Here is a 12,532-nt window from a genome sequence, read left to right as displayed (position 1 = left end):
CAAGCCACGGCTGATGCCAAACAGGCCGACGTTCTCGTCCGCTTTTTGCCCGACGTGAAAATGCTTGTAGGCGCCGATTGTGCGGCCAAAGATTCGGACCTGCCCACCGTGCCAACCATACCGCAGCTTGCAGTTGCGCCCGCCCGCCTGATCCGCTGACGGCACTGGAGCGATCGGACGCTGTTTTCGCCGGAAAAGTGCTGCAAGTAAACAAGCACACGAACTGGCGCAACTGGATTCCGTTTTGGACTTCGCCAGGCATCTGGGGCTACGACGTTATGTTTGAAGTGCAGACCGCCTGGAAAGGGGTAGACCAGACACAGGTCCTCATCGTCACGGACGGCGTTGGCGGCGGATGCGGCATCGCTTTTCAGCCTGGTGACGACTATCTCGTGTACGCTTCGTATTGGGAGGGAAGCGATCTGGCGACCAACATTTGCACCCGGACTACCTTGCTCGCGAATGCCGCAGAAGACATGCAGGTGCTGGGAGCCGGTGCCGCTCCGACCAGCCCGGCCGATTCCGTCTGGACGCGGCAGCTTGGCGTGTACGGCTGGATAGCCGCCATTGCTGCCGCAGGTGCACTGCTTATGTTTTATGTGTCCAGCCAAAAGCGGAGACGATAGCCTCACCCGTCTCCGCTTTCCTCCCTACGGCAACTGCAATTGCTGCCTTGCCCGATACTTCGACAGGTTGAACGACTGCCAGCTCGCCTCTGCCTGCAATTCCTCCCGCATGTTTTCCAAATAATACGCGACGTCCTCGCGCAGCGATTCGTCCGCCTTCAGTTCCAGCAAATACGGAACCACATCGTACGACAGCCTGCCCAAATACTCGACGTCGATACTTTTCGTGGCATAGTAGCGCTCCATGTTGTTTTTGGCGATGATGACGTCCATGTTGATGTAGTTAAGCAGCACGTAGCTCACGAGCGACACCACCGCATAATACTTGATGAGCGAAAACGTATGCCGCCAAATTTTGCACAAGGCGATCGCGAACAAGATCAGCAAAAAGATCATGAAGATGTGCGCGAGCAGACGGCTATGCGTGTAACCGTACGCCTCCTCATACAGCGACAGCCGAAAATAGGCGGAAAAGAGCATGAAGCTCGTGCATACCGTCAACACAGTGAGCAGCACCTGCACGACCCGGTACAGCAGCCGCTTGGCCCGCGAAACCAGGTGCATGGTGCAGAGCAGGATCAAAAAATTAATCACCGTTACCGTCACCAGCTCATTGAAGCCGTTTTTGGCGTACTCGGCATAGGTCAGGCCGTCCGGGAGCGCCGCTTTGGCTCCGCTGAACAAATACGAAATCTGGACATATGTAAACGCGGCGTACACCAAATCAATCATCGCCAGAACCGTCACCAAAATCACGCCGTCCCAGACCAGCTTGCCCTCTTTTGGCGGCAGCGGAATTTCTACAGCTTCCTCCCTTTTGCCAAAAAGCGAGTACAGGTAGCCGAATACGAGCAGCGTCACAAGCCCGATCAAAAACAGGCGAAAGGCGCCTTCTACCGCATCCAGGTCAATCATCCTGTGCGGAATTTCGTGCAAAAAATGCCCAAACACCTGATCTGCTTGCGACAACAGCGTCAGCACGACGAGCAAAATCGGCAGCGAGATTCCTACCCCGATCATCACTTTTTTCAGCACGCCGTACTTCTCCTGATTCATCCGCGCCTTGAGCCATTCTCTCGTCAAGGCAAAGGGCAGGCGCGTATGCTTGAGCGTGAAGTAAAACAGTGTTTCCAAAAGCTCGCCCACAAAGCCAAGCTCGTACCACTTCGCCTTGTGCCGCCCCGTGAGCAGCATCGTCTGGAGCACGAACAAAATCGGCACGAGAACAAAGTTGAACAATTGAAAATATTCGTTGGAAAACAGGGCGAAGGACAGCGCCAGCAGGACGATCGGCACCGTCAGCAGCCACCCGTACACATGCTTTCGCGAAAAGCTCAGTTGCCCGTGCCGCCTGGCCTGCCAGCCGTACAGCGCATACATCGCGATGACAAACAGCAAATACGAGATGCCAAACTCCTTGCCGTAAAACAAAAGATCCCCCAAACAGCCGATTGCGAGCGCCCCCAGCAGCAACCACTGCAACGCTTTTTGCTCTTGTGACCATTCCGCCACACGATTCACTCCTTACGATACGATATTCGCTCATTGGAAAAAGCAACGAGTCCGCAGCTTTTTGTTGCGCTGCTGCCTTTGGTTAGTACGCACAGGCTCGGCTGTTTGTTACAAATTGCTGGAAAATCCACCTTTCTTTCCTTTTCGACCGAAAAAAAGCCCAACACCAGGTGTGGGGCTTTCGCGCAGCGCTTATCGCTAATTCAGCTTTTCGGCAATCGCGAGCAATTCCTCTTTTGTAATCGCTGCGGTCTTCGTGCTCACCTCGAAAAGCAGCTTGCTGTTGTCGTTGTAAAACTTCACGGTGCGCATATCCGTGCCGTCTGGAAGCTTGTTTGCGACATACAGCGCTTCTTTTTTCTGTACGCTCACTTTTTCCACGGTTTCATCCGGTCCCGCTTCCTCCGTGATGTACTGCATCCGGTCGAAGTTCGTAATGACGACCGTGACCTTGCCTTTCGTTCCGTTGTACTCGGTCGCGACGGAATCAATGCGCGGCTCGGGGGAGACTTTGCGAACCACGAAGTCTTTTTTGCCCTGCTCTGCTTCCTTGTACATGTCTTCGAACAATTCCGGCTGGCGATGGTTGAACGAATAATTGACCACTCCGGTTGCAAACCGGTACCCGCCCGCGAGGCTCTCCGGGAAGGCATAGAAGCTTCCGGTTTCTTGTTGCAGGGCAGACGTCGTCTCATGAATCACGGGAATGCGTGTAAAAAATACTCGTTTGTCCGGGTTGTCTGGCCCTGGTATGTAGATCGCCGCACTCTCTCCCGGTTTGAGCGTATCGCGCGCCTGATCGAATTTGGATTTTTTCTCTTCGTTGACTTCCGTTTTGTTCTCTGTTTGCTCCACCTTCACGACGACTTCGCCCTGCTCGTTTTTCAGATCGTACACTTTCATCGCCGCATAAGCGGATGTCACCCCAAAGGCGAGAATAACTGCCACAATCAATCCGATTCTTTTTTTCATAGGAACCTCCCGCGTTTTTTGGTTACGTTCTTTGATTTTTTGAAGGACCCGATTTTTGACATCGAAATCATCGTCTGCTGCTGCCATCAGTTTCTGCTTCCACTCACCTTGTTGCTGAGATCGTGTCATGACTATCACCGCCTTCACTTACGAGCATGTAGGATTTGCACTTTTTCACAATTCGCTCATACTGCTTTCGCAGCGTGGCAGGCTTTGTATCGAACAAAGCGGCCAGCTCGTCGTAGCTGTATTCCTCGACGACGCGCAAAATCAGCAGGTTGCGCTCACTCGCTGACAGCTTGGATACCGCCATGTGAAGAGGGGTGCTCACATACTCGGTGTCTTCGACTTTCTTCTCGCCCTCATGCTTGCTGAACGTCTGCATCCCGGCGCGCAGCAAAGTGAGGATACGCCCGCGTTTCGCCCGGTTTAACACGTTGACGCAATGATGGTAGGCGATCTTGTACAGCCAGGCGGAAAAAGAGACGGTCTGCCGATAGCTGTCCAATTGCTCGTACGCTTTCAGGAAAACTTCCTGGACGGCATCCTCCGCTTCCTGGCGATGTCCCAGCATGTGGTAGCAGTAGACGAAAAGCTGCCTTTGCATCGCGTCGATGATGATGCCAAACTGGTCAATATCCCCGGCTCTGACCTCCTTTACTACTTGCTCGATCTCGTTACGATCCAACCCTCTCACCTCCAATTGACACATATAACAAACAAAGCGGTCATTTTGTGACAGGAAACCAAAAAACCTCCCTGACCTGTGCATCGAGCGTGCACAAGCCAAAGAGGTCTGATCTTCTTGCTATTCATCCTGTCCAGGACAGCTTAGTCGTCGCACTTCTCCGCCTTGCCCTCAGCCAGCGCCGTCTTGAACGACGAGCCACAGCCGCAGGAAGCAATCGCATTCGGATTCTCGATGGAAAAGCCTCCGCCCATCATGGATTCCTTGAAGTCAATTTCGGTTCCTTTAATGTATAGGTAACTGTCCTTGTCGACAACAATTTTCACGCCATGCTGTTCGAAGGTGACGTCGCCTTCCTTCATTTCCTGATCCCAGCCCATTCCATAGGTGAAGCCGCTGCATCCGCCTGGTCGGACGCCTACCCGCAAAAACAATCCGGGTTTATTTTCTGCCGCCAACATTTCCTTTACTTTGAGGCTGGCTCTCTCTGTCAATGTAATCATGCTTGACTCCCTCCTTTGCAGGCTACCTTTACACTTTCTATATGTTCAGTATACAAAAGAAGCAACCTTTCTCACAAGGTTCCCCTGCACTTCGGGCGCTCATACCGCCTCCCAGGCAAAACAAAAAAGAGGGGCTCCCCCTCCTTATGCAAAAAAAGCATTGTTCTCGGTCAAATAAAAACGATACGTCTTCTTTCGGCTTGCCTTAGACAGATTATGATCTATCTGGTTCAGTTCGTTGTGTAGTTGATCAATTTGCATACTGTATTCTAGGACTTCTGGATGATCCAACCCAAACTCTAACCCCATATTTACCATACGCTGTCGAAGGAGTTCGATTTTTTCGAGCAAAACGTCCCGCATGGTGAAGCTCCTCCTAATAGTAGATCAGGCTTTCTTACTATATTTTACAAGAACGGCTATGATTTCGCAAACAAAATTTCCCACATTCCCCAAAATTCCCGCAAAAAAATGGCGATAAATGTTAGAATTTTACAAGAGAGAGTTGGAGAACTTATGTTATTGTTCGTACATACTAACAGGTTTATAATATAGATGCCTTGTTGCCCGAGATTTTCCCTTTTTCTTAGAGCTTTCTCCACCCCCAAGGAACGTTTTTGAGTGGGTATGGCCTGGATGTACAGCTCTTATCCCTTACCATTCGATCTAGAAAGGAAGTGTTTGGAATGGCGCTTGATACGATTGCCATCCAAGACAAATCACTCGCCGGAATCGCGGAAAAAGTCTTGCACGGTGAACGCCTGACTTTGGAAGACGGCGTTACTCTGTTTAACTCCAACGATCTCCTGACGATTGGACAGTTGGCAAACATTGTCAATTATCGCAAAAACGAAGATAAGGTTTACTTTTTGCAAAATCTCTACATTAACCCGACAAACGTTTGCGAAGCTCACTGTAGATTTTGCGGATTCCGTCGCGATGAAGGCGACGAGGGTGCTTACACAATGAACAAGGAAGAGTTGCTTCATTATGTAGAAACCCGCTTCCATCCGGGTATCCGTGAATTTCACATCGTAGGCGGCCACAATCAGCACAAGCCGTTCGAATACTACGTGGACAACGTTCGCATTTTGAAGCAGGCTTATCCCGATGTCACCATCAAAGCGTACACCGGGGCTGAAATCGAGTTCTTCTCCCGCATCTCTGGCCTCTCCATTCGCGAAGTATTGCAGGAGCTGACAAAAGCCGGACTGGAAACGTTGACGGGCGGCGGCGCCGAGATTTTGACTGAGCGCTACCGCATGAAAATGAGCCCGGAAAAGGCGAGCACAGACATGTACTTGCAAGTTCACCGCACCGCTCACGAACTGGGCTTGAAAACACATACGACCATGCTCTACGGCTCCATCGAAACGTTGGAAGAGCGCGTCATTCACATGCTGCGCCTGCGCGAGCTGCAAGACGAGACGAACGGCTTCATGGTCTTCATCCCGCTCGCCGTTCAGCCGATCAAGGCAACGGCCGGAATCAAGCGCCGCAACTCCGCGATCGACGACCTGAAAACGATGGCGATCAGCCGCCTCATGCTGGATAACTTCCAGCACATCAAGGCTTACTTCATTAATATTGGGACGCAGTTGACCCAGCTATCGCTGACGATGGGAATTTCCGATGCGCACGGTACGTTGATCGAGGAGCGCATCAGTCACTCGGCAGGGGCCCTCACCCAGCAGGCACTGACTGTCGATGAACTGGTCTGGCTGATTAAAGGCGCTGGCAAACGCGCCCTGGAACGCGACACCTTCTACAACGTCATCAAAGAACATTAAAAACGCCAAAAAGCTGATGCCCGCCACCAACAGGCATCAGCTTCTTTTTTTATTTTCCGGGCACACGCGTTTGTTCGCGGGCCTCAATGAACATCCTAAGAAAACAGCTTACAGAGGAAAATCTGCGTCCAGCATCTCTTCTTCCTCGCGCAAGCAGTGCTTGATTTTCGCAAGCAATTCATCGGCTGACGGAGCTTTCAACAGTTTGCCGTTCACCAGTGCGAACGGCTCCATGTAGCATTCTCCGCAGTAGCCAAGACAGCCGTATTCGAGAACATCCACATCCAGCTCGGGGTCGTTTTCCAGCGCATCTACGACGGGCTGCGTGTAGGAAGAAACGTTGCTCGCGCAAAATTCTACCAATGGTTTCATCTATGTTCACCTACCGATTATACCGACATCGTCACGTACTTTATTGTACCGCGACTTTTCCAAAAATCCAGCGGAGAAAACGGGAAAAAGATTCTGCTTGCATTTTTACGGAAAGAGACTAAAAATAGAATGGGTGCTGTAAAAAACGGACATAAGAAAGGACTAGACCTTCTATGAAACGACTTGTGATCCTTGGTGGAGGATACGGGGGTCTTCGTATTATCGAGCGAGTCCTGTCCCCTGATTTACCAGACGACGTGTTTATTACCCTTGTGGACCGTATGCCGTTTCACGGCCTGAAAACAGAGTACTACGCTCTGGCCGCGGGCACTACGCCGGAAGCCCACTTGCGGGTCAATTTTCCAAGCGATCCTCGCCTGACCGTCAAATACGGCGAAGTTACCGCAGTGGATTTGGACGAGCAGGTCGTCAACTTTGCGAACGGGGACGCCCTCTCGTACGATTGGCTCGTCATCGGATTGGGCTGTGAGGACCGTTACCATGACATCCCTGGTGCAGATCAGTTTACTTGCTCGATCCAAACCATGGGAGCTACCCGCAACACATACATGGCAATCAATAATGTAAATCCATATGGTACGGTTACCGTTGTGGGTGGTGGTCTCTCCGGTGTGGAAATGGCGGCAGAGCTGCGCGAAAGCCGTCCTGACCTGAATGTGCGGATCATCGACCGTGGCCCGAGCATTTTGAGCCCATTCCCGAAAAAGCTGCAGGAATACGCTTCCCAATGGTTTATCGAGCACGAGGTACAGCTTGTCTCCATGGCCAACGTCACCGGAGTCGAGCCTGGCGTCGTGTACAACCATAACCAGCCGGTTCCAAGCGATGTCATCGTCTGGACAGCCGGCATTCAGGCCAACCGCATCGTCCGCGCCCTGCCGATCGAGACAGACAACATCGGACGAGCCAAGCTGAATCAGTATCACCAGATTCCTACCCATCCAAACGTCTACGTCGTAGGCGACTGTGCGAGCACGATCACTGCGCCGAGTGCCCAGACAGCCGAGATTCAAGGGGATCAGATCGCCCTGATGCTGAAAAAAGACATCAAAGGCGAAGAATACCCGGCTTCTCTGCCACCGCTCAAGCACAAAGGCTTCCTCGGTTCTCTCGGCAAAAAAGAAGGCTTTGCCAGCATGGGAAAAGTCTCCCTGGTCGGTCAGATGGCCCGCGTCATCAAAAGCGGACAGCTCTGGATGTACAAAAAACATATGGGATAATCGTCAAGCCTGTTGGCCAACTGGTCAAACAGGTTTTCTTTTTGGATCAAAAAGTTTTGAAGCCAAATGATGAAGGAGCTGTCCCCCGAGGCGTAAACGGCCTTGGAACAGCTCCCCTTTTTTACGGTTCGCACCCTACAGGACGAAAAACAGAAAGCGCAGCACGTCCATGTAATCGTTCGATTCGTACTCGACGGTTTTCGCTCCCGTCTGCTTCGCGCCCGGGTAGAACGAGCCGCGATACGCCAAGTAATGCTCGCGGAAGGCGATCTCTACGTGGAACGTTTCCGGCAACGCTACCCGGTATTTGGACAGGTCATCCGCCAATACCGCCGAAACCTGCTCCTTGATGTTTTTTTGCGCGACGTTCGGATGGATCGAGATTGCCGCATTGCCGATGCCTTCGCTCACGGGGACCGTCTTGATGTGCGGATTGATTTTTTGTGCTGCCTTTGCGGGCCTGGCTATAAGAAAAGGCAATGGACGGCGGCTGCGGACGGGTCTACAGGAAGCCCGCTGGCGCCTCTCGCGCCTCTTGCGCCTCTTGCGCCTCTCGCGCCTTTCGCCTGCCTGCCGGAGCGTAAGCAAGCATGAGAGGGCGTCTGCACGCTCGGTTGCCCCCTCTTTTTGGGCGAAGTCCCGCCTTCGTTGTCCTTATCTCGAGACGAAAAAAGCTTATTCCTCGCGCTCCGATCACGCACGCGGGAAATAAGCTTTTGCTGTTGGTGTCGTGTCGTGTCGTTAAATCCGCTTGTAGCGGGATAAAAACGATTCTACATCGTTGTACAGACCGCCCTGGTTGGCGTATTTGACGTAGTTTTTCACCGTGCGCAGCCAGTCGATCGTGGACGGCTGCGTCGACTGGATCGCGTTTTTCAAGTCCTTCATAGTGAGTGGCCGCTCTACGCCCGTGCGCATAATCTCGGTGATGACCTCTTCTGTAGCAAGCTCGACGACGTTTTCGATGTCTGCGCCGGAGTACAGGTCGGTTTCTTTTGCCAAAAGCGCGTAGTCGATCTGCTCGATCGGCCGCTCGTGCAGCTTGATGCGGAAAATGGTCGAGCGCGCTTCTTCATCCGGCGGCGAGACAAAAATCATTTTGTCGAAGCGGCCCGGACGCTTGAAGGCAGGGTCCACGTCCCACGGCATGTTCGTCGCCCCGATGATAAGCATTTTGTCCGTATTGGTTTCGATGCCTTCGATCTCGGTCAAGAGCGTGTCGATCACGGCCCGCATCGTATCCGTCGAAGATCGGCTCCGGTTATAGCCGATGGCATCCATCTCGTCAAGAAACAGCACGCTCGGCTTGGTCGCCCGCGCCGACGCAAACACCTCCCGCAAATTTTGCTCGCTCACCCCGATATACGGGTCGAGAATGTCCGAGACGTGAATCGGGATAAACCGGGCGCGGCATTCGCCCGCTGTCGCTTTGGCGATAAACGTCTTTCCGCAGCCGGGAGGGCCATACAGCAAGATGCCGCCCCCGACCTTTTTCCGGAATCGCTCAAACAGTCCGGGAGACACGAACGGCTTCACAATTTTCATCTGGATCGCGTTTTTCACCGCATGCAGCCCGCCCACATCGGCAAACGTAATCGGCGGCGCTTCCCTGTCTCTTTTCCCCGCTTGCCCGCCAGAGATGACTTGAAATGGCCGCTCGCTGCCCGGCCCTTGGGCATGGCTGGCGGACGGGGGCCGGGTGGTTGCGAGGACGGGTACTTTTTCGGGTTTGTCGTCGGCTGCGGCAGAGGCTTTGTTTTCGGCTTTGTCGTCGGCCGCGGCTTCGGGTTTGTTTCCGGCTATGTCGTCGGCCGTGGCTTCGGATTTGTTTTCTGCCGCCGCTTCGCGCACCGTCTCATGCAGTTTTACATGCTCGACCTCATGCACCGCTACACCCCCCGCTTTCCGGGCTGTCGCCTCCCCTGAAACGGCTGGCTCGCTTTGTACAGGCGCAGAAGCTGGCGTCGGCGCGAGGGAGAGCTTGCCCAGCTCCCCGATGATTTGCGGCGTAAGCGCCGGATCGTTGCAGCGCAGCGCTTCCGTGAACGCTTGCAGTGCCTCGTTGTTTTTGCCCGTCGCGGCGTACTCCAGCCCGAGCAAATACCACGCCGAAGCGTTTTCCGGGTTGCTTTTTGTCATATGCAAAAGCACATCGATTTTGTCCACTTACTGACTCCTCACTTTACACACAAGTTTATAAACTAGCGGCGAGATCCACGTGTAAATCCCGAACACAATCCAGCAGACGATAAAGTACCCGACCGCAAACGGGGCAAGGTAGCTGATGAGAAACAGAAGAACAACAAAAACTACCCACATCCCGATCGGGCCACCCAGCTTGTCTACGAGCCGATTGGGCCAAAAGACGATGTGCGTCTCCTTGTCGATCGCATCGAGCAATTCTTTGACCCGCTCATTGGTTGGATCGAGCAAAAACGCCTGGATGAGATTTTCCTTTGCGGTTTTGTAATCGTCGCGAAAGTACGCCTCTTCCCCGATTTTTATCAGCTTGTACAGCTCGTCGTCCGCGACTTCCACATACGTCTCCAGCGTTTTGCGCTGCTGCTTTTTGTTGCTGGCAATCAAGTCGATGTAAAACTGGTAGTGCAGCACCGTGCTGTCGTTCGGGTTCAGGCGCTGCGCTTCCGCCATCAGCAGCCTTGCTTTTTTCACGTGTCCCGTGTGGAACATCAGGTACGCGTAGGTCGCAATAATCCCCGGCTCCTGTGGGTTCAAAGCGAGAGCTTGCAGCAGCGCCTGCTCGGCTTCGTACCACTTTTTTTGCGACTGCAAAATCAGCCCGAGCAACTGGTACACGTACTCCGTGACCATCCCTTTTTGCAGCACGTCCACGCACAGCTCGTAGGCTGCCTCGTCATTGTCCAGTTGAAACTCGCAGTAGCTCAGCATGTAAAGCACGGTCGGATTGGTCGGCACTTCCGCCAGCGCCTCGCGCAAATGCTCTCTGGCCTGCTCATAGCGCTTCATGTCGTAGTAATGCTTGCCCAGTTGATAATGTCGCGAATTTTGCAACGCTTCAGTTTCCATGGAACAGTTGCACTCCTTTTGCTGCGAAAAACCACTCTACGGCCTTGCCCAGCAACGCATATAAAACAGCTTCCGGCAGGATCGGCTCCGTCTTCGCGTAAAGCCTCATATGAATGCGGTACTTGCCTCTCATCAGGAAGTAATACATGATTCCGGTGCCGATCGCAAAAAAATGCGCGTACCTTGCTGCGAAGAAGAAAACGGCAACGCCTGCTGCCGCAATCACATAGCTCCAAAGCGGCTTGATCCGCAGCCAGCCCGCGTTTTTAATCCCGAGCACGATCGCTGGCAGCAAGCCTCCGAGGAAGACAGCCAGGAGGTAATGGGTCAGATTGTACGATTTGGTTTCGTAGTCGACATTTGGCTTCAACGTCGGCTGAAACAGCTCGTGGTTCATGTTTTCACGCTCTTTTCCGGGTGAATAGAAAGGATATATATACCATATCGGCTGCGAACAGCAGCTCGTTGAGTTAAGACACGATATTAGTGTCACTAGGTATTTCTAATGTTGGATTACCATTAACTGTTATTTTTAGGTTTGCTCCCCTCGTACTTTATTTTCCGTCGAGTTGGTCGCAATACTACTCCCCAAAAGGGATTTTTCTATGGATTCATTGAAGGCATAAGGCGAAGCTTATTCTGATATAAAAAACTCCCTATCTTCTAATTGTGGTTAGAGATGGGGAGTTTTCATAGTTTAAAGCCCACTTGTAAGTGGTTGTTTTGTTTAATTTTCTTTAGGGCTAGGGAAAAATGCAGAATTAACAGAAGGCAATGAATTTGCTAGATTAATAATGTTTTGTTTGCCAATATTTCCGCATACAACTATTAGTTTTCCAGAATCAAAATAATACAAATAGCTGTTTTTTAAATTTTCTTTTGAGACATATGCTTCATTCTTATTGGTTAAAGTAATTTTTTCAGGATCATTTGTTTCAACAAAAGGAAAACGATTATATACGGCAATCGTGACTATCTCTTTTTCATTAGCAAATGCCCAAATTTTTTTGTTTTTTTTCGGTATTTTGAGATTTAATGCATTAAATTTATCCATTGGCAAATCTAAGCCTTCTTTATTCATAAACCCCGTACCACCCTGTAATCTTAAAAAACCATCAATAACCCATTTTTTGGTATTATTGTACTCATAGAGAAAAACTGTATAATTAGTTTCGCCTTCAGGGGAACGTATAGCAACAATACTGGTATCACCAAGAGTTGATTCGAAAACGATATCATTTTTTTGAGGAAATGCACTTTTTCCATCTTTAAAAGTAACTTTATATTGGTATGTTACTGCTTCAGAAGGGGAAGAGGCATTTTTTGGTGATTCTAGTATTGTAACCGACTCCACTTCTTTATCTTTAGTTACTTTAGATAGTCCATTAGGAACTTTTGTATCTTCAATAATTATCTCTTTATTTTGCTGCTTTGATGTATCCTCTTGACAACCTAATAAGGCACCGAAAAGAATTAGGAGTACAAAAGTAAACAGTAATTTGATACGCATTGAAATAACTTACCCCTATCAGTAGCTAAAAGGTTCGCTTCTAGCCATCTTGGCTTTATATTTTGGTCCCATTACTTTTATTTTGGTATTATCTTTAATATTACATGTGGACGTTACATAATAGTAGTCACCTTCCCAAGTCTCTGTATATGCACCGTAATCAATCCATCCCCAATAGCCAGGCCTCACTGTAACTTTTAAGCCCCAAAATTGGATTTGAGTCATACCCCCTTATCTTGTTAAGCTGATATCAGAAGAACAGAGGGGGAT

The 12,532-nt window shown here is 51.0% G+C and carries 14 protein-coding genes; 3 read left to right on the top strand and 11 right to left on the bottom strand.

All coding sequences use genetic code 11. From position 1 onward, the window contains the following. The first annotated feature begins 77 nt into the window (after window positions 1-77). Window positions 78-626: a hypothetical protein gene (locus AC3WQH_RS13185; protein WP_026558124.1), complete on the top strand. Its 549-nt coding sequence runs from the start codon at window positions 78-80 to the stop codon at window positions 624-626. A 24-nt stretch (window positions 627-650) separates the two neighbouring features. On the opposite strand, the gene AC3WQH_RS13180 is transcribed toward AC3WQH_RS13185, so the two are convergent. The 5 genes from AC3WQH_RS13180 to AC3WQH_RS13160 all read right to left on the bottom strand — a co-directional run bounded on the left by AC3WQH_RS13180 (window position 651) and on the right by AC3WQH_RS13160 (window position 4,664). Then, a complete protein-coding gene (locus AC3WQH_RS13180) occupies window positions 651-2,138 on the bottom strand; it encodes a DUF4153 domain-containing protein (RefSeq protein ID WP_290426485.1) in 1,488 nt (495 codons plus the stop codon). Window positions 2,139-2,336: 198 nt separating this feature from the next. Continuing rightward, on the bottom strand, window positions 2,337-3,110 hold the full coding sequence (locus tag AC3WQH_RS13175) for a hypothetical protein (protein WP_007785730.1): 774 nt from the start codon (window positions 3,108-3,110) through the stop codon (window positions 2,337-2,339). Between the two features lie 103 nt (window positions 3,111-3,213). Next, window positions 3,214-3,798 carry an RNA polymerase sigma factor gene (locus AC3WQH_RS13170; protein WP_005836412.1) on the bottom strand — a complete coding sequence of 195 codons (585 nt, stop codon included), beginning with the start codon at window positions 3,796-3,798 and terminating at the stop codon, window positions 3,214-3,216. A gap of 143 nt (window positions 3,799-3,941) precedes the next feature. Next, complete coding sequence (gene erpA, locus AC3WQH_RS13165; protein ID WP_005836410.1) at window positions 3,942-4,301, bottom strand: iron-sulfur cluster insertion protein ErpA; 360 nt, start codon at window positions 4,299-4,301, stop codon at window positions 3,942-3,944. A 144-nt stretch (window positions 4,302-4,445) separates the two neighbouring features. After that, window positions 4,446-4,664 (bottom strand): aspartyl-phosphate phosphatase Spo0E family protein, encoded by a 219-nt coding sequence (locus AC3WQH_RS13160; RefSeq protein ID WP_007785732.1) that lies wholly within the window; start codon window positions 4,662-4,664, stop codon window positions 4,446-4,448. A gap of 323 nt (window positions 4,665-4,987) precedes the next feature. Here AC3WQH_RS13160 and mqnE point away from each other — a divergent pair, with 323 nt between their 5' ends. Next, window positions 4,988-6,091 (top strand): aminofutalosine synthase MqnE, encoded by a 1,104-nt coding sequence (gene mqnE / locus AC3WQH_RS13155; RefSeq protein ID WP_005836406.1) that lies wholly within the window; start codon window positions 4,988-4,990, stop codon window positions 6,089-6,091. A 108-nt stretch (window positions 6,092-6,199) separates the two neighbouring features. On the opposite strand, the gene AC3WQH_RS13150 is transcribed toward mqnE, so the two are convergent. Beyond that, a complete protein-coding gene (locus AC3WQH_RS13150; RefSeq protein WP_005836405.1) occupies window positions 6,200-6,463 on the bottom strand; it encodes a DUF1450 domain-containing protein in 264 nt (87 codons plus the stop codon). A 173-nt stretch (window positions 6,464-6,636) separates the two neighbouring features. On the opposite strand from AC3WQH_RS13150, the gene AC3WQH_RS13145 reads away from it, so the two are divergent. Continuing rightward, on the top strand, window positions 6,637-7,704 hold the full coding sequence (locus tag AC3WQH_RS13145) for an NAD(P)/FAD-dependent oxidoreductase (protein WP_007785734.1): 1,068 nt from the start codon (window positions 6,637-6,639) through the stop codon (window positions 7,702-7,704). Between the two features lie 135 nt (window positions 7,705-7,839). On the opposite strand, the gene AC3WQH_RS13140 is transcribed toward AC3WQH_RS13145, so the two are convergent. The 5 genes from AC3WQH_RS13140 to AC3WQH_RS13120 all read right to left on the bottom strand — a co-directional run bounded on the left by AC3WQH_RS13140 (window position 7,840) and on the right by AC3WQH_RS13120 (window position 12,262). Further along, on the bottom strand, window positions 7,840-8,184 hold the full coding sequence (locus tag AC3WQH_RS13140) for a M55 family metallopeptidase (protein WP_025845297.1): 345 nt from the start codon (window positions 8,182-8,184) through the stop codon (window positions 7,840-7,842). Window positions 8,185-8,445: 261 nt separating this feature from the next. After that, complete coding sequence (locus tag AC3WQH_RS13135) at window positions 8,446-9,870, bottom strand: ATP-binding protein (protein ID WP_492332075.1); 1,425 nt, start codon at window positions 9,868-9,870, stop codon at window positions 8,446-8,448. Further along, window positions 9,871-10,752, bottom strand: a complete 882-nt coding sequence (locus AC3WQH_RS13130) for a tetratricopeptide repeat protein (protein ID WP_005836397.1) — start codon at window positions 10,750-10,752, stop codon at window positions 9,871-9,873. Then, window positions 10,742-11,149, bottom strand: coding sequence for a hypothetical protein (locus AC3WQH_RS13125; protein ID WP_025845292.1), 408 nt, complete (start codon window positions 11,147-11,149; stop codon window positions 10,742-10,744). The genes AC3WQH_RS13130 and AC3WQH_RS13125 overlap by 11 nt, the downstream gene beginning before the upstream one ends. Before the next feature lie 330 nt (window positions 11,150-11,479). Beyond that, window positions 11,480-12,262 carry a hypothetical protein gene (locus AC3WQH_RS13120; RefSeq protein ID WP_197187120.1) on the bottom strand — a complete coding sequence of 261 codons (783 nt, stop codon included), beginning with the start codon at window positions 12,260-12,262 and terminating at the stop codon, window positions 11,480-11,482. Window positions 12,263-12,532: the final 270 nt, after the last annotated feature.

Source organism: Brevibacillus sp. FW301-21C12A (assembly GCF_058788915.1).
Note: the sequence above shows the minus strand (reverse complement) of the source record. Positions and strands in the feature narration are given on the sequence as shown.